The following is a 16988-nucleotide window of genomic DNA, read 5'->3' on the forward strand; positions in this document are numbered from 1 at the left end:
GAGCGCCCCAGGAAGACTCTCGACTTCCAAACACCGGCTGAGATGTTCAGCCAGATCGTTGCATCGACCGGTTGAATCCGCACTTCACCTCGGACACGCATGCGATCATGCTTGGCGAGTACGCACGCGCGCTGCCATGGCTCGAGCATTCCCAGATGCTGTCCCCCTATTGGGCCACGACGCTCATGCGCGCCGCGGCGCACGCCGGGCTCCGCAATGTCGAAGAAGCGCGCCTGCTCTTGCAACAAGCCGGCCCCGAAAGCGCCGAATTCATGCGTTGGGCACGGCTGAGCAGGCATCCGATGTATCTGAAGCAGCAGTCCGACCATTTCATTGGACCTCTTGTGAAGTGTGGGTTGCTTCCAGAAGAACCGCACAAGGCCGAAGATGCTGCTGGCTCTGTGGCCATGCTCGATGAGTAAGGGCGACGGACCGCCGAGGTCGGGCCGTCGAATGCGGTCTGCGCTCGTGAAGGTTCTGCTGCAAATCCCTAACCGCGTTGACGCGGGCATCGGCGAGCATCCTCATCCCAGGGTATTGCAGACATAGCCCGTGGGCCTGCACGCGGGCGAGCGTGCAATCGCAATATCGAATGGCCGCAATCTGGGATACCAAGTAGGAGTCTGGGCCCTCTGCAGTCTTCCGAGCAACGATCCGCGAAGTCCGCTTCGCAAGACCTGAGCGCGTTCAACCTCGTGACGCTTCGCCGTGGATCCACTCCAAAAAGGCCTTCACTGATGGTCGCTTGGCGTGCCGCGGTGGATACACAGCGAAGTGCGCCTTGACTTTGACGGCTTGATCGAGCCCGAACAGGGGCTTGAGCTTGCGCTCGGCGATGTGCCCTGCAGCGATCGTTGTGCTTTCAAGCGCGACGCCGAGGCCTTGGGTCGCCGCATCGAGCGACATCTGCGCCCGATCGAAACGTACGGCGAACCAGTCCGGCGCGCGCTTGTCGCTGAACTGTCCGAACCAATCCGACCACTGCACCACGCTGACGTTGCTCTGGATCAACTTGACGGACGAGAGCTGCTCGATGCGCTTCAAGCCATGCTGCCGGATGAACGCGGGGCTGGCGAGCGGCACGATGCGTTCCTCGAACAGGGGCTCTACCACCAGGTCAGGCCAGTTCGGAATCCCGTAGCGGATGTCGATGTCGGACTGACCGAGGGCGAAATCGCTGGGTGTGTGCGCCGCTGACAGATTCAGCGCGATGTCCGGGTAGGCCTGCGCGAAGCCACGCAGCCGCGACATCAACCAGAGGCTCGCGATGCTTGGCGCCGAATGCACGTACAAGCTGTTGCTCACGCCTTGGCGCAGATCGTCGGTCGCCGATGCGATGGCCAGCAACGCGCCCCCGACTTTCGACAGGTACATGTCGCCCGCAACGCTGAGCCGTACGCCGTGCGCGCTGCGCTCGAACAACCTCACGCCGAGATGCGCTTCAAGACGCGACACCTGATGACTGATCGCTGAGGCGGTGAGATGGAGCTCGGATGCTGCAAGGGCAAAGCTTCGTCGACGCGCCACTGCTTCGAAGGCCTGCAGGTTCGTCACGGCGGGCAATGTGGACATAGGGTCAACCCGGTCGTTGGATGATGAAGCGTCATCTTAGGCTGAAAAGACATCGCTTGTCGTCATCCTCGCAGCGGACGACCATTCGTCCCATGCAGCAACTCCACCTCTTGCTGCAACGGTCACCGGCAACAAAAAGCGCTGTCGGGGCCGCATCGAATTCACACCACTCTGGAGACAGATCCATGCTACTCAAGGACAAAGTTGTCGTTATCACCGGCGGTGCCGGTCTCAATGGTCTCGGGTTTGCCACGGCGCGCCTGATGGCCGCCCACGGAGCCCGGGTTGCCGTGCTCGACCTGGAGCGCGCCGACCCTGCGACGGCGGCCGCCCAATTGGGCCCCGACCATCTCGGAATCGTTGCCGACGTGACCGACAAGGCTTCGTGCGATGCAGCGGCAGCGGCGGTGCTGAAAGCATTCGGTCGCATCGATGCACTGGTCAACAACGCAGGCATCACGCAACCGGTCAAGACGCTCGAGATCAGCGGTGCGGACTACGACCGCATCCTCGACGTCAGCCTGCGCGGCACGCTGTACATGTCACAGGCAATCTTGCCCGCCATGCAGAAGCAGGGCGGCGGATCGATCATTTGCATTTCGTCGGTCTCGGCGCAGCGCGGCGGTGGCATTCTGGGCGGTCCGCACTACTCGGCGGCGAAGGCCGGTGTCCTTGGGCTGGCGCGCGCCATGGCGCGGGAATTCGGGCCTGAGGGCATCCGCATCAACAGCATCACGCCCGGCCTGATCGGCACCGACATCATCAAGGGCAAGCTCACCGACGAGAAGAAGGCCGAGATCGCCGAGACGATCCCGCTGGCCCGCCTGGGTCGCGCCGAAGACATTGCCGGCGCCTGCGTGTTCCTCGCCAGTGACCTGTCGCTGTACTGCACCGGCATCACGCTCGACGTCAATGGCGGCATGTTGATCCATTGAGCCAGCGCTTCTCTTTCATTTCGACAACCAGGAGACAGACATGACCGAGCCCAAGCTCACCCCCAAGTTCAACCGTCGGCAGCTGCTGGCCGCGGGTGCGGCACTGCCGCTGTTCTCGATCGTCACGCGCCGGGCGGATGCAGCCGAGTTCGAACTCAAGTACGCCACCGGCCAGGACCCGACCCACCCGGTCAATCTGCGCGCCAAGGAAGCTCACGACCGCATCCGCGAAGCAACGTCGGGTCGCGTCAACATCAAGCTTTTTCCGGCCAATCAACTTGGCAGCGACACGGACCTGCTCACGCAAGTGCGCAACGGCTCGGTCGAATTCTTCAATCTGTCCTCGCTGATCCTGTCGACCTTCGTTCCAGTCTCGGGCATCACAAGCGTCGGGTTTGCCTTCAAGAACTACGACGACGTGTGGAAGGCGATGGACGGCGATTTGGGCAACCATATTCGCGCCGAGATCGCAAAGACACCCATCTTCACCGTCTCGAAGATCTGGGACAACGGCTTCCGCCACGTCACCTCCTCCGGGCGCGAGATCAAGTCCGCAGCCGATCTGAAGGGTTTCAAGGTACGAGTGCCTGCGGCACCTCCGCTGACCTCCCTGTTCAAGTCGCTCGATGCTGCACCGTCGCCCATCAACTTCAACGAGGTCTACACCGCCCTGCAGACGAAGGTGGTGGAAGGCCAGGAGAACCCGCTCGCCATCATCGCCACCGCGCGGCTCTACGAAGTCCAGAAGACCTGCAGCCTGACCGGCCATGTCTGGGACGGCTACTGGGTTCTCGGCAACAAACGCGCCTTTCAAAAGCTGCCGCCGGACGTCCAGCAGATCATCACGCGAGAGCTCGACAAGTCCGCGACTGATCAGCGAGCCGACGTTGCCAAGCTCAACACCAGCTTGATGACCGATCTCAAGACCAAGGGCATCACGTTCATCGACGTGCAGCAAGAAGACTTCCGCAAGAAGCTGGCCAGCACGGGCTTCTACGGCGAGTGGAAGACGAAGTACGGCGCAGCGCCATGGGATCTGCTGGAGAAGGTCTCCGGCAAGCTCGGCTGACAGACAGCCACTCGCTCGCCCGGTGGTCTCCGGGGCGAGCGCTCCGTTCAATGAATTGTGTGACTGGTGAGCCGCGCCATTGCGGAGGCCGGCGGCCACCTGTCGCGTGAAAGAAACCCATGAACATCTCTAGTGACGAGCCCGGCGCTGCCGGGACCATGGATCAAATAGGCCGGCGTGAGCCGATCGCATGGCTCGAGACCTTGAACAAGGCCCTGGCCACGCTGGTTGAAGTCCCCGCCGCACTGCTGGTGCTGGCCGAGGTTGTTGTTCTGCTGATGGGGGTGACGAGCCGATACGTCTTGCACGAGCCTCTCGTGTGGTCTGACGAATTGGCGTCGATCCTGTTCCTCTGGCTGGCAATGCTCGGATCGATCGTGGCCTTGCAGCGAGGCGAGCACATGCGCATGACGGCGATCGTCGGAAAGCTTGATTCACGAAAGCGTGCCTTCCTGGATCTGATCGCGATCGCTGCGGCCATCGCCTTCCTCGGACTTGTCCTTCACCCCGCCTACGAGTTCGCGCAGGACGAGGTCTTCGTCACAACGCCGGCGATGGGCATCCCGAACTCGTGGCGGGCTTCGGCGCTGCCCGTCGGGCTGGGATTGATGCTGCTGGTCGGATTGATGCAGATCTTCCGCCTTGGCCGAATGAAGGACACCTTGCTGGCTCTGGGCTTGGTCGCGCTCGTTGGCGGAGCGATGGCTCTGGTGGGGCCGCTGTTCACGTCCCTCGGAAACTGGAATCTTTTCCTCTTCTTCGTGCTCGGCGTCGGCGCCATGGTGTTGCTTGGCTTGCCGATCGCGTTCTCGTTCGGTTTGGCAACCTTCGGCTACATCGCGCTGACGACCACCACGCCTACGGTGGTGGTCATCGGCCGGATGGACGAAGGCATGAGCCATCTCATCCTGCTCGCCGTGCCGCTGTTCGTCCTGCTGGGCCTGCTCATCGAAATGACCGGCATTGCGCGCGCCATGGTCAACTTCCTGGCCAGCCTGCTGGGACACGTCCGCGGCGGACTCTCGTACGTCCTGATCGGAGCGATGTATTTGGTCTCCGGTATCTCGGGGTCCAAAGCCGCCGACATGGCCGCTGTGGCACCGGCACTGTTTCCGGAAATGCGCAAGCGAGGTGCAAAGCCTGGCGATCTGGTTGCCTTGCTTTCCGCGACGGGCGCACAGACGGAGACGATTCCACCGTCACTGGTTCTCATCACGATCGGCTCCGCGACAGGTGTCTCGATCGCGGCATTGTTCACCGGTGGCCTGCTGCCTGGATTGGTGGTGGGGTTGACGTTGGGCGCACTCGTGTGGTGGCGCTATCGGGGTGAGGACCTGTCGGGCGTTCGCAAGGCGAGCGGCCGCGAGATCGCCAAGTCCTTCCTGATCTCAATCCCCGCGCTTGCGCTTCCCGTCGTCATCCGTGCAGCGGTGGTCGAGGGCGTCGCCACCGCGACGGAGGTGTCGACCATCGGCATCGTCTACGCGGTCCTCGCCGGGCTTCTCATCTACCGGCAATTCGACTGGAAGCGGATCTATCCGATGCTGGTGAGTACCGCGTCGCTGTCCGGTTCGATCCTGTTCATCATCGGTGCCGCCACCGGCATGGCCTGGGCACTGACCCAGTCCGGCTTCTCGACCGCACTGGCCGACGCGATGAAGGCGTTGCCGGGCGGCGCGATCACCTTCATGGCGGTATCGGTCGTGGCTTTCATCATTCTCGGCTCGGTGCTCGAAGGCATTCCTGCCATTGTCCTGCTGGGCCCGCTGCTGTTTCCCATCGCGCGCCAGGTCGGCATCCATGAAGTGCACTACGCGATGGTCGTGACCCTCGCGATGGGCATCGGCCTCTTCGCGCCGCCTTTCGGGGTCGGGTATTACGCGGCCTGCGCGATCAGCCGGATCCATCCGAACGAGGGCATGAAGCCGATCGTCGGCTACATGGTGGCCTTGTTCCTCGGAACAGTTCTGGTCGCCGCGATTCCCTGGATCTCGATCGGGTTCCTCTGACAGCACCCAGGAGCCACGACCGACCGCCACTTTTCACTGGCAGTTCCGTCCCCGACGCGCCGCGCGGAATTGCCCTCCCGTCTCTCACCATCGCGCGCACCCCACCTTTGACTCACTCTTGCAGGAGATTTCTATGTCTGATTTATCGACGCTTCAACAAAGCGCCTATCGCATTCGCCGCTACGCACTGCGCATGGGCGAAGTTCAAGGGCAGGGCTACATCGGCCAGGCACTTGGTTGGGCCGACGTCCTGGCAGTGGCCTACAAGCACGCGATGGCCTACGAGCCCAAAGATCCCACGTGGGAGGGCCGCGACCGCTTCCTGCTGTCTCACGGCCACTACGCGATTGCCTTCTACGCGGCGCTGATCGAGGCCGGAATCGTTCCTGAAGAAGAGCTCGAGACGTACGGAAGCGACGACAGCCGCCTGCCGATGTCCGGAATGGCCACCTATACGCCGGGCATGGAGATGTCGGGAGGATCGCTCGGGCAAGGGCTCCCGATCGCGGTCGGCATGGCGCTGGGTCTGCGTCTGAAGAAGAGCCACGCGTTTGTCTACAACTCGATGTCCGACGGCGAGCTGGACGAGGGGTCGACCTGGGAGGCTGCGATGGGTGCCGCCCACCACCACCTGTCCAACCTGATCTGCCTGGTCGACATCAACAACCAGCAGGCTGACGGCCCGTCCGGAAAGATCATGGGCTTCGAGCCTCTCGCCGACAAGTGGGCGGCCTTCGGCTGGCACGTGCAGCGCGTCGATGGCAACAACCTGCCGGCCGTCATCGCGGCCTTCGATGCGGCGCGGGCGCTGCAAGAGGACAAGCCGCGCGTCATCCTCTTCGACACGTTGATGGGCAAGGGCGTCCCCTTCCTCGAAACCCGCGACAAGAACCACTTTATCCGCGTCGACCCCCCGGAATGGCAGCAGGCCATCGCCCATGTCGACAGCACGCAAACCGAAGGAGCCCTGTAATGAACGCGACGACCGAAAAGAAGCCGAGGCTCACCACCTCGGCGATGATTGCCTCTATCGCCAGCGAGGGCCAGCGCGTCACGGCGGCGCCATTCGGCAAAGCCATGGTCGAACTGGGCCGAGATCGCCCCGAGATCGTCGGCATGACAGCCGACCTCGCCAAGTACACCGACCTGCACCTGTTCGCGAAGGAATATCCCGAGCGATTCTTCCAGATGGGCATGGCCGAGCAGTTGCTGATGGCGGCCGCAGGCGGCATGGCGAAGGAGGGATTCATTCCCTTCGCGACCACCTATGCCGTGTTCGGCACTCGGCGGGCCTACGACTTCGTGCACCAAGTGATTGCCGAAGAGAACCTCAACGTCAAGATCTGCTGTGCGCTGCCGGGGCTGACCACCGGCTATGGGCCGAGCCACCAGGCGACCGAGGACCTGGCGTTGATGCGCAGCATCCCTGGCATGACCATCATCGATCCTTGCGACGCGCTCGATGTCGAACAGGCAGTGCCTCAGATGGCCGACCACCAGGGCCCTGTCTACATGCGACTGCCGCGCGGCAACGTGCCGCTCGTGCTCGACGAGTACGACTACAAGTTCGAACTCGGCAAGGCCAAGCTGATTCGCGATGGCAAGAGCGTGCTCGTGATCGCCAGCGGCTTCATGACCATGCGCTCCCTCGAGGTCGCCCAGCAACTGCAGGCGGACGGTGTCGACGTCGCGGTGCTGCACGTCCCGACGATCAAGCCACTCGACGAGGCGACGATCCTTTCCGAAGTCCGGCGGCTCGGGCGACTCGTGGTGGTGGCGGAGAACCACTCGGTGATCGGCGGCCTGGGTGAAGCGGTTGCTGGCCTCCTGATGCGATCGGGCGTCACCACGACGTTCCGCCAGATCGGCTTGCCGGATGCCTTCCTCGACGCGGGTGCGCTGCCGACACTGCACGACCGCTATGGCATCTCCACGCAGGCGATGAGCCGGCAGATCAAGGGCTGGATCTGAGTCGGATCGCTCGGCGAGACCTCGGCGACCTGAAGGATCGGACATGAACACGAAAACAAAAGTGGGTTTCATCGGGCTGGGGGCGATGGGCCGCGGCGCCGTCGGCAACCTGCTGGCGAATGGCTATGGCGTGGTGGGCTGCGATGTGCGCCCGGACGCGCTCGACTGGCTGCGGGCGCAAGGCGGCGAGCCCGCCAGCTCGCTGGCCGAAATGGCCGGCCAGGTCGATGTCGTCGTGTGTTTCGTCGTCAATTCCCAGCAGACCGAGGCGGTGCTCTTCGGCGACGCCGGACTGGTCGGCAGGCTGCCAGCCGGCGCGTTGTTCATCGCCTGCAGCACGATGGACCCGGGCTACGTTCGAACACTCGACGGCCGGCTCGCCCAGCACTCGATCTCGCTGATCGATGCGCCTGTCACGGGCGGCGCTGTCGGTGCTGAGCGGGGGACGTTGACCATAATGGGCTCGGGCAATCCGGAGGCCTTCGAACTCGCACGCCCGGTGCTCGAGACGTTCGGTGCACGTGTCCATTACCTAGGTGCGGCAGGCTGTGGCGCGCAGATGAAGGTGTTGAACCAACTGCTGTGCGGCGTGCATCTGGCCGCGGCCGGAGAAGCCCTGGCGCTCGCAAAGCGCCAGGGCCTGCCGCTCGATCTGACCCTGGAGATCTTGTGCAGTGGTGCAGCAGGCTCGTGGATGCTGGCGGATCGGGGACCGAGGATGATTGCAGGCCAGTTCGACGACGTCACGTCCGCGGTGGACATCTTCGTGAAAGACATGTCGCTGGTGCTCGACGCGACGCGTGAGTCGCGCTTTCCCGCGGCGCTTGCGCATGCTGCTTACCTGGCCTTCCTCGGCACCGCATCTCGGGGTCTGGGCGCGCAGGATGACTCCGCCGTGACGACGCACTACGAGATTGCTGCAAGGACCTCGTAGCCAAGATTCGCAAACGAAGCACCGTGGCACGTTCGATGCTTTAAAAGGACCATTGCGCCGGAACCCGTTCGTGCGGGCAGGCGCGCTGACACGATGCTGGAAACACTGGCCATCACAGGCCCCATTTACCTCGTCATTGCGCTCGGCTTCCTGGCCGGGCGCGCCGGCGTTTTCAGCAAGCTGGACATGCGGGTGCTCGGCACCTACGTGGTCAAGTTTGCGCTCCCTGCACTTGTTTTCACGGCGCTCTCGCAACGCCCGGTCGGCGAGGTCATGAATGGCCGCTACGTGCTGGGCTATGCCGTGGGTTCGCTCGTCGTGATGATGGCTGCCTTTGGTTGGGCGTGGCGCTGGCGGGGGAAGAGCTTCACGTTGAGTGCACTGTGCGGGCTCGGTTGCTCGAGTTCGAATAGCGGATTCATCGGCTATCCCATCGCGATCCTGGTCGCTGGTCCGTCCTCAGCTGCGGTCGGCCTGGCCATGTGCATGCTGGTCGAGAACCTGCTGATGATTCCGCTCACGCTGGTGATGGCGGACAGCGGCCACGCAGGCGCAGGCAGGTGGCATCGCATTCTCATGGAGTCGCTCATCCAACTCTCCAGAAACCCGGTCATCCTGGCGATCGTGGGCGGTCTGGCCGTCTCGTTGATCGGGATCCCGATCACCGGAGTGCTGGCGCGCAGCATCAACATGCTGGCCATGTCCTCGGCGGCCGTGTCCCTCTTCGTGATCGGAGGAACGTTGGTCGGGTTGAAGACCAAGGGTATGCGGCGTGACGTGACCACCATCGCCCTCGGCAAGCTCACGCTGCACCCATTGGCCGTGGGATTGATGATGTGGCTCGCGCCGCCGACCGATCCGACGCTGCGGGCCGCGGCCGTGGTATTCGCTGCCACACCGATGCTCAGCATTTATCCGATACTGGCCCAGAGGTATGGCTTCGAGGAAACGTGCGCGGCAGCCCTTTTGCTGGCGACCGTCATGTCGTTCGCGACGATCAGCATCGTCCTATGGTTGCTTGGGCCGGTCCTCGGATGGGCCGCGTAGTGCGTGTGTGGGCCGAGCGTCAGTAGCCGCTGCGTACCAGCCGTTGCAGGCAGTCACTGCCGGTACCCCGAAGAGACGATGTCGGCCAGCGCGTCGACCACATGGTCGACTTCGTCTAAGGTGTTGTAGAAGTAGAAGCTCAGGCGGCAAGTGGCGCGAACGCCGAGCGCCTGATGCGCGAGCGTCGCGCAGTGGCAACCCGCGCGTGCCTCGATCCCGGCGTCGTTGAATGCGCGCGCCAGATCGAACGGATCGTGCCCGGCCACGTCGAAGGCGACGAGCGCGCTGCGGCGTGCCGCCTCGCGGGGGCCATGAATCGTGATGCCCTCGATGGCGCCGAGCCGCTCGAGCGCTCTCGCAGTCAGTCGTCGGCACCATGTCGACACCCGCCGCATGGCGAACTCGACGTCCCGGCGCTCGATGGACCTGTCGCTGTCGAAGTAACAGGCTTGCCCCGACGGCAAAGCCAGATCGAGCAGCAGGCGCAGCGCTTGCGCCGAAACGATGGAGCCCAGGATGTTCGGCGTGCCGGCCGCGTACTTCCAGGGCAGCGCGTTGTAGCTCACGCTGCCTTCGAACACCTTCCCCTCGGCAACCATGTCGCCCCCGTAGAGGAAGGGCAGGGACGCCTCCAGCAGATGCTCCTTGGCGACCAGCACACCCACGCCGAAGGGCGCCAGCATCTTGTGAAAAGAGAACGACAGGTAGTCGACATCGAGCGCCTGCACGTCGACGAAGCTGCCCGGCACCAGTTGCGCTCCGTCGATCAACAGGTATGAACGGCGCTCGCCGTCCGGCTGCAGGTAGCCGCTCGCATCCGCGATGGCGCGCGCCGCTGCAAGCGGATTGAGGGTTCCCAGGAAGTTCGATGCGCCGGTGCAGCACACGAGTTTGGTACGCGCGTCGACCAGCGACGCGAGGTGGTCCAGGTCGAGCGTCCCGCTGGCCGGATCGAAGCGCGCCAACCGCAACGCCACGTGGCGCCCGAATTTCGGCAGGATGTCGTGGCACATCGCGTACCAGGGCACGAAGTTCGAGTTGTGCTCCATCTGCGTCGCGACGACGTTGTCACCATCGCGAAACTCGGTGAGCAGCGAGTACATGACGGTGTTGTGCGCCTCGGTCACGTTGCGCACCAGCACGATGCTGTTGCGGCTGCGCGCCCCGACGAAGCGCGCAATGTCGTCGTACGCCGCTTCGAAAAGCCTGGTCGTGTGTTGCGATGCGCTGGACTGTCCACGATGCACGTTCTCGTACTGCGGGGCCAGCGCGGTGTAGAGCGCGAGCAGCTCGCGCGGCGGCTGGGTGCTGGCGGCGTTGTTGGTTGCGATGCGACCCGCCTGGGGAAACAGGAAATGCTGTCGGATCGACTCGACGTCCCACCCGTCGAGCGACACGGCGTCGATGCTGCGCAAGGCGGCGCTCATCGCGCGACTCATGACGTCCCCAGGCTTTCCACGCGTTCGGCATCGCGCGCCCGCAGCACGCGGCGCAGCGGCTTGCCCGCTGGGTTCCTGGGGATCGCGTCCACCGGCACCACGTCGGCCAGCCGCTTGTGCGACGCCACGCGCTCGGCAAACCAGGCTTTGAGCGCTTCCGCGTCGAGCTCGCTGCGCGGCACGACCCAGGCCACGGGTAACTCGCCCGTGTGTTCATCGGGTCGGCCGATGACGGCCGCATCGGCGATCGCGGGGTGCGTCATCAGCAACGCCTCCAGCTCGGCGGGCGCCACCGATTCGCCGTTCACCTTGATCAGTTCCTTGAGCCGGTCGGTGATGAAGACGAAGCCGTCCGCGTCGATCCGGCCCAGGTCGCCGGTGCGGATCCAGCCGTCGGCTGTGAGCGTTGCCGCCGTGGCTTGCGGGTTGCCGAGGTAGCCGGCAAAAAGCTGCGGGCCTCGGAACCACAGTTCGCCGGCTTCTCCGCGCGGCAGGTCGCGACCGGTGGCCGGGTCGACCACGCGCGCCTGCGTGCCCGGCACCACCTGCCCGACCGAGCCGGGACGAAATGCGCCGCGAGTGTCCACCAGCGTCAGCACCGCCCCCACCTCGGTCATGCCGTAGCCCTGCACGGTCGGGCACTTCAGGCGCGCGCAGACGCGGTCTTCCAGCGCAGCGCCCATGGGGGCGCCGCCCGAACCGACGAGTTGCAGCGAGGACAAATCGAAGGTGCCGACCATCGGGTGTCCGGCCAGGAACTGCATGACGGGCGGTACGGCGATGAGGTGCGTGACGCGCTGGCGGGCAATGGCGGAAAGAAAGGCCTCGGGCTCGAAGCGCGGCAGCGTCACGAGCGTGCCGCCCGCGGCCAGGCCGGACAGCGTGGTCAGCACGAAACCCATGGCATGGAACATCGGCAGGAAGGCCAGCGACACCATGCCCTGCGGCCACTCGCTGCCCTGCACGATCTGGCAGACGTTGGCCACGATGGCTCGGTGCGAGAGCATCACCCCCTTGGGCAGGCCGGTCGTGCCCGAGGAAAAAGGCAGGAGTGCCAGCGTGTCGGGATCGGCTGGCGCGAGCGGCTCGGGCCCGGTGCTTGTCAGCAGCTCGGCCAGCGAGAGCGCGTCAGCCCCCTCGGCAACGCCCGCGACGATGAAGCGTTCGCAGCCTGTTTGCTCCGCGGCTCGGCGCACCGTGTCGAGCAGTGGTGGCCCGGTGAAGGCAAAGCGCGCCTTGGAATCGCGCAGCTGTTGCGCCAGTTCGGCCACGGTGTAGCCTGGATTGGCACCGCTCACGCGCCCGCCCGCCGCCATGGCGCCGAGCGCGACGACGACCCATTCCGGGCTGTTGGGGCTGCAGATCAGCAGCGTGTCGCCGGGCCTGAAGCCTTGCGCAGCCAGTCCCGCGGCCGCGCGACCGATCTGCTGGTCCAGCGCCGCGCAGGTGATGGTGCGCCCGGTGGGGGCGTCGATCATGGCCAGGGCGTCCGGCCGGTGCCGGATGGCCTCGCGAATGAACTGGGGCACGGTCGTGGAGGGCAAGGCGCGGGCCAATGCGGGGCCCTCGACAATGTGGGAGGCGGTGTTCGACATGCTTTCACTCCTTCAGGTGGACGGACGCGACGCAGACTTGCGGGCTTAGCATCGAACCCCGGCGTGTTTGCCGCGTGTTTGCAGCGTGTCTTCTGCGTGGCAAGGCGCAGATCGAGAGGCTGAGAGTGCAGGGATTGCGCGTACTGCTGTTGGGACAGGGGCGGCTCGAACTGGACGGCCAGGCGCTGACGCGCCTGCTCGCGCCTAAGCAACAGGCGCTGCTCTTCTACCTTGCGGCGGTGGGTGGCTCGGTCGCCCGCACGAAGCTCGCCTCGATGCTCTGGAGCGAACTGGACGAAGCATCGGCCCGGTCGAACCTTCGTGGTGCGCTCTCGCGCTTGCGCCGCTGGCTGCCCGAGCTGTTGCTGGTCGATGCGCAACAAATCGGCCTTGCGCCCGGCGCGGCATGTGAAGTGGACCTGCACGCCTTGACCCGGGCCATGTCATCGCCCGAAATGGCACCTGCCGCACGCTGCGCCGCGGCGGACGCCTGGCGTGGCCCGCTGCTCGATGGCTTCGAAGTCGGGAGCGCGGAGGGCTTCGAGGAATGGCTCGCACAAGCGCGTCCGCGCGCCCAGCGCGAGCTTCAGTTGCTGCGCCACGACCTGCTTCGACGCAGCGAAGCCGCAGGCGCACTCGACGACGCGGCCTCGCAGGCCCGCAGCCTGCTCGACGTTGACGACGCCGACGAGGCGGCGCACATGGCGCTGATGCGCCTGCTGGCGGCAACCGGCCGTCGCACGGCCGCCATTGCGCAATACGAAGCCTGCCGCGCCGCGCTCCTCCAACGGCTGGGCGCGAGGCCGTCGGCCGAGTGTTACGCGCTCTACACGCGCATTCATTCGGACGCCGGTGCGCCGAAGGCTGCGCGCGTATCGCCAGAGGCGCTGGTGGCGCCATTGCATGACCCGTCCGCCGAGAATGTCGCGAACACGCCGCCATCGATAGCTCCCGCCACGCCCGATCTGATCGGCCGCGAAGCCGAGTTCGACCTCGCGTGCGAGCGATTGGGCGACCCAGCCTGCCGCTGGCTCACGATCACGGGCCCGGGCGGCGTTGGCAAGACACGGCTGGCCCAGTCCACCGCCGAAGCGTGGGGGCCGCATTGCCGTCACGGCGTGCTCTGGCTCAGCGGACGTGGCGACGGCGGTGGCGCGCTGCAGGACGCCGAAAGCCTGATTCAGCAGATCGTGGCGCGCACCGGTGCCGACCGTCACGCCGCCGGAGCGCTGTTGCTGGTGCTGGACAACCTTGAGAAAGTCCCTGCGGCGCGCGCCTTCGAGCCGATGTTGCGCGAGCGCGCGCCGGGTGTGAAGGTGCTGGCCACCTCGCGCGTGCGGGTGGGCGGAGGCCAGGAATGGTTGCTGGAACTGGGTGGGCTGGGCATGGCGCCGGCGGTGCGGCTGTTCAGCGCGGCCGCGCGGCGGCTCGTACCGGGCTTCGATGCCGACGCGCAGGTCGACTCCGTGCAACGCATCTGTCGTCTCGTCGGAGGCCTGCCGCTTGCACTGCAAATGGCGGCCCGAAGCGTCCACACCGCTGGTGTGGCACCCGTGCTCGAGCACCTCGACAAGGGCGATCCGCTGGTCGACGACGACCGCGACGAGACCGATCAGCACCGCAGCCTCGACACCGTGCTCGACGACTCATGGGCGCTGCTCGATGCAGACGCGCGCGACACGGCGGTGCGCCTGTCGCAGCTGCCGGGCGACTTCGATGCCGAACTGGCGCGCGTCATTGGCGCCAGCGACACCGCGCTGGCGACCTTGCGCGCGCACTCCTGGCTGATGCGCAGCGGCGATGCGAAGGGCGACGGGCGCCTCGGTTTTCATCCCTTGCTGCTGGCCTGGCTGCGGCGGCAGGCCGGCGCGTCCACGGCCCAGCCGATGGTGATGGAGCGGGTCGTGCAGTGGCTGGACGAGCGCATGCCATCGGTCTCGCCTTTTTCCGACCTGCCAGCGGACGATGAAGGGGCGGCCGCCAGGGCGATGACGCTGGCCGACAGCGCTTGCGGCTCGGCGCCGACGCTGATGGCTGCAGCGCGCCTCGTTGCTGGGCGCATGCAGGCCTCGCGTGCGGCGGATTGGACCGACCGCGCCGTAGCCATGCTGCTGCACGCCGATCGGCAAGCCGAGTCCGCGACCTTGCTGGCGCAGGCGCTGGCATATGACGAGCTGCCGCGATGGCAGAGGGTCGGCTGGGGGCTGCGGCGCGCCGAACTGCTCAACGGTTGTGGCGCATCCAGGGCCGCACTGCGCGGCTACATCCAAGCGCTGGCCGAACTCGGGCTGTGCAATGCCGACCTCGAACAGACGCCCTGGGCCGAGCTGATGCCGGCGACCCGCCGCTTGCTTGCCCTGGAGGAATGGCCGACGCACGATCCATCCCGTTCCGCCTTCTCGGCCCTGGTCTTGCGCAGCCTCTACTGCACCATGGGCTTGTTGGTGTTCTCGCCTGACCAGCGCCCGTTGATGCGCATCTCGCTGGAGGCCGACGTGCTGTTTCGACGCTTGCGCCTGCATGGCGGTCTTCGCGTGGGATCGAGCGCGCTTGCTTTCTCGACCGCGGGGCATCCCGCCATCGCGCGACGGCTGGTCGCGCGGGCCCAGAAGCTGCAGGCGAGCCTGCCCGCCAGTGACCCGCGCGTGAGCGCCCTGTTCAGCGAAAGCCGCTGTGTCGTGCTCGCCGGCCTGGGCGACTGGGACAGCCTGGCGCAGGAACTGGAGGCGTCGGCTGAGCAATTTGCCCGTCTGCGATGTGGCCGGCAGGAAATGAACATGCGCGCGCTCTCCGCGAAGCTGGCGTTCTTCCAGGGGCGGCTCGACGAGTCTCTGCGGCGCTTCCACGAACTCGATGAACTGGCCCTGCGCCGCCCCGGCGAATCGTGGCGCGCGTGGGGCCCGATCGGGCTGGTCGAAGTGGGGCTCTGCCTGGACCCGATCGATGACGACATGCTGCGCCTCCACTACGAGCGCGCCGTGCTTGCCATGACGGAAATGGAAAACATCGACGCCGCCTACACGTTGCGTCGCCTCGGCCTGGCCGCGCGACTCGCTTGGCGCAGCGGCGACGTCCCGGCAGCACGGGCGGCGGTGCACGCCGGCGTGGCAGCTGCCCGTCGCATGCAAAGCGCGTGGTGGGCGCATGAGGGGTACGCGGGACTGGGCGACACCTTGCTGGCGCTGTGCGCGCATGAACCGTCCAGCAGCGCCGTGCAAGGGCCGCTGGAAGAAGCGTGGCGGGCGTTCGAGCCTGCGCTGGCGATGCATGTGCGGCGCTTTCCGCCGGCAGCGATCCTGCAGTGGCGGCTTCAAGGCGCCCGAGCCCAGGCACAGGGCCGCATCGACGAGGGCCAGGCGCTATTGAAACGTGCGATGGCGTATGCCGAACGGCAACGCATGCATGTTGAACTGAGACGCGCTTGCCAGGCCCTGGGCGCCCAAGGCTTGCAGTGCACGATGTCGGAGCGAAAGCCCGATTCGTCCCGTAGATAGACTTCGCCCCCGCTTTGCCTCGCAGCCAGCGATGCCGGGGCAGGTCTCGCGCTGCCAGCGCTTGCTGATGGATTCGTAGAAGTGATTGACCAGGTCAAGCGGCGAGCGCCTGAGGGGTGTTGCGCAAACCGATCGCCATGCGAAAGGCTCGCGCGAAGTCATGCACGCGCTCCCGCGGCATCCTTGTTTGGTTCACTTGGGCATCCGGGTCGCCGTATCCCATGGCCATGCCGAAGGCGGTCACTTCTTCCGGTGGCATCTGCAGGTGCGACGCGATCAGGTCATGAAAGGGCGCGAAGGCGACCTGCGGGCATGAGTCGACGCCACGCGCCTTCGCGGCGATCATCACGTTCTGAGCGAACAGGCCGAGGTCGATCCCGCTGTGCGACTTCAACCTGCGGTCGATGCTGAAGATCAGGCCCACGGGCGCCCCGAAGAACGAGAAGTTCCGCTCGGTCTGGCGCGCCCGAGCCGGGTGTCGTTGCGATCGATACCGAGTAGTAGCGCGAGCGAAGTCCATCAGTCTCGTGCGAAAGACGTTCGGCAACGGGTCCGGGAAGTGGCCGGGCGCTGGTGCGTGCTCGGCACGGAAAGCCGCGACCAGCGAGTTGGCAAGATCATCCCTGGCGGTGCCGCGGTGGTATGGGCCGTGGAATCGATGGTCAGCATGACCCTGGCGATTCCCCGTGCTGTCCATGTACACGGCATGTACACGGCGGTGATGCTGAAGTCGAGCGTGCTCGGAGGGCTCCGCGATGCGGCAAGCCGGAACTTCGATCATGCGGGCGCTCTGGCATGGGTGCGACGAGCACGACGTGGGTCACACCTGGCTGCGCGGGACGATTGTGAAAACGGCCCGAGCAGCCGTTGAGGAGTCGCTCGCGTAGCGCCTGCCCGTACCCAGTTGAACACGGTTCATCTCG

At 65.6% G+C, this 16988-nt stretch carries 13 protein-coding genes; 9 read left to right on the forward strand and 4 right to left on the reverse strand.

Translation table 11 applies throughout. The annotated features are described in order from the left end of the window. The first annotated feature begins 71 nt into the window (after nt 1-71). Nucleotides 72-422 (forward strand): hypothetical protein, encoded by a 351-nt coding sequence (locus tag QTI04_RS01870; RefSeq protein WP_286613964.1) that lies wholly within the window; start codon nt 72-74, stop codon nt 420-422. Nucleotides 423-687: 265 nt separating this feature from the next. On the opposite strand, the gene QTI04_RS01875 is transcribed toward QTI04_RS01870, so the two are convergent. After that, nucleotides 688-1572, reverse strand: coding sequence for a LysR substrate-binding domain-containing protein (locus tag QTI04_RS01875; RefSeq protein WP_286613965.1), 885 nt, complete (start codon nt 1570-1572; stop codon nt 688-690). Between the two features lie 185 nt (nt 1573-1757). On the opposite strand from QTI04_RS01875, the gene QTI04_RS01880 reads away from it, so the two are divergent. From QTI04_RS01880 to QTI04_RS01910, 7 genes are all read left to right on the forward strand, one after another. Continuing rightward, entirely contained in the window at nt 1758-2507 is a 750-nt protein-coding gene (locus QTI04_RS01880; RefSeq protein WP_286613966.1) for an SDR family NAD(P)-dependent oxidoreductase, read from the forward strand. Between the two features lie 40 nt (nt 2508-2547). After that, nucleotides 2548-3576, forward strand: a complete 1029-nt coding sequence (locus QTI04_RS01885) for a TRAP transporter substrate-binding protein (RefSeq protein ID WP_286604653.1) — start codon at nt 2548-2550, stop codon at nt 3574-3576. A 119-nt stretch (nt 3577-3695) separates the two neighbouring features. After that, nucleotides 3696-5585, forward strand: coding sequence for a TRAP transporter large permease subunit (locus QTI04_RS01890; protein WP_286613967.1), 1890 nt, complete (start codon nt 3696-3698; stop codon nt 5583-5585). A 133-nt stretch (nt 5586-5718) separates the two neighbouring features. After that, complete coding sequence (locus QTI04_RS01895) at nt 5719-6558, forward strand: transketolase (protein ID WP_286613968.1); 840 nt, start codon at nt 5719-5721, stop codon at nt 6556-6558. After that, nucleotides 6558-7556: a transketolase family protein gene (locus QTI04_RS01900; RefSeq protein WP_286604649.1), complete on the forward strand. Its 999-nt coding sequence runs from the start codon at nt 6558-6560 to the stop codon at nt 7554-7556. The genes QTI04_RS01895 and QTI04_RS01900 overlap by 1 nt, the downstream gene beginning before the upstream one ends. A 43-nt stretch (nt 7557-7599) precedes the next feature. After that, a complete protein-coding gene (locus QTI04_RS01905; RefSeq protein ID WP_286613969.1) occupies nt 7600-8490 on the forward strand; it encodes an NAD(P)-dependent oxidoreductase in 891 nt (296 codons plus the stop codon). A 93-nt stretch (nt 8491-8583) separates the two neighbouring features. Then, nucleotides 8584-9537 (forward strand): AEC family transporter, encoded by a 954-nt coding sequence (locus QTI04_RS01910; protein WP_286613970.1) that lies wholly within the window; start codon nt 8584-8586, stop codon nt 9535-9537. A 53-nt stretch (nt 9538-9590) separates the two neighbouring features. Here the strand turns inward: QTI04_RS01910 and QTI04_RS01915 are convergent, their stop codons facing one another. Together QTI04_RS01915 and QTI04_RS01920 are read right to left on the reverse strand one after the other, a co-directional pair. Continuing rightward, nucleotides 9591-10964 carry an aminotransferase class V-fold PLP-dependent enzyme gene (locus QTI04_RS01915; RefSeq protein ID WP_286613971.1) on the reverse strand — a complete coding sequence of 458 codons (1374 nt, stop codon included), beginning with the start codon at nt 10962-10964 and terminating at the stop codon, nt 9591-9593. Between the two features lie 8 nt (nt 10965-10972). Beyond that, nucleotides 10973-12571: an AMP-binding protein gene (locus QTI04_RS01920; RefSeq protein ID WP_286613972.1), complete on the reverse strand. Its 1599-nt coding sequence runs from the start codon at nt 12569-12571 to the stop codon at nt 10973-10975. A gap of 125 nt (nt 12572-12696) precedes the next feature. Here QTI04_RS01920 and QTI04_RS01925 point away from each other — a divergent pair, with 125 nt between their 5' ends. Then, complete coding sequence (locus QTI04_RS01925; protein WP_286613973.1) at nt 12697-16065, forward strand: BTAD domain-containing putative transcriptional regulator; 3369 nt, start codon at nt 12697-12699, stop codon at nt 16063-16065. Nucleotides 16066-16159: 94 nt separating this feature from the next. On the opposite strand, the gene QTI04_RS01930 is transcribed toward QTI04_RS01925, so the two are convergent. Continuing rightward, on the reverse strand, nt 16160-16846 hold the full coding sequence (locus tag QTI04_RS01930; RefSeq protein ID WP_286613974.1) for a nitroreductase: 687 nt from the start codon (nt 16844-16846) through the stop codon (nt 16160-16162). Between the last annotated feature and the right edge of the window lie 142 nt (nt 16847-16988).

Source organism: Variovorax sp. J22R115 (genome assembly GCF_030317005.1).
GTDB lineage: Bacteria > Pseudomonadota > Gammaproteobacteria > Burkholderiales > Burkholderiaceae_C > Variovorax.

Bases quoted from the DNA above. Each gene is read 5' to 3' on its own strand.
- QTI04_RS01875 (WP_286613965.1), bottom strand. From the start codon at position 1,572: ATGTCCACATTGCCCGCCGTGACGAACCTGCAGGCCTTCGAAGCAGTG.
- QTI04_RS01880 (WP_286613966.1), top strand. From the start codon at position 1,758: ATGCTACTCAAGGACAAAGTTGTCGTTATCACCGGCGGTGCCGGTCTC.
- QTI04_RS01885 (WP_286604653.1), top strand. From the start codon at position 2,548: ATGACCGAGCCCAAGCTCACCCCCAAGTTCAACCGTCGGCAGCTGCTG.
- QTI04_RS01890 (WP_286613967.1), top strand. From the start codon at position 3,696: ATGAACATCTCTAGTGACGAGCCCGGCGCTGCCGGGACCATGGATCAA.
- QTI04_RS01895 (WP_286613968.1), top strand. From the start codon at position 5,719: ATGTCTGATTTATCGACGCTTCAACAAAGCGCCTATCGCATTCGCCGC.
- QTI04_RS01900 (WP_286604649.1), top strand. From the start codon at position 6,558: ATGAACGCGACGACCGAAAAGAAGCCGAGGCTCACCACCTCGGCGATG.
- QTI04_RS01905 (WP_286613969.1), top strand. From the start codon at position 7,600: ATGAACACGAAAACAAAAGTGGGTTTCATCGGGCTGGGGGCGATGGGC.
- QTI04_RS01910 (WP_286613970.1), top strand. From the start codon at position 8,584: ATGCTGGAAACACTGGCCATCACAGGCCCCATTTACCTCGTCATTGCG.
- QTI04_RS01915 (WP_286613971.1), bottom strand. From the start codon at position 10,964: ATGAGCGCCGCCTTGCGCAGCATCGACGCCGTGTCGCTCGACGGGTGG.
- QTI04_RS01920 (WP_286613972.1), bottom strand. From the start codon at position 12,571: ATGTCGAACACCGCCTCCCACATTGTCGAGGGCCCCGCATTGGCCCGC.
- QTI04_RS01930 (WP_286613974.1), bottom strand. From the start codon at position 16,846: ATGATCGAAGTTCCGGCTTGCCGCATCGCGGAGCCCTCCGAGCACGCT.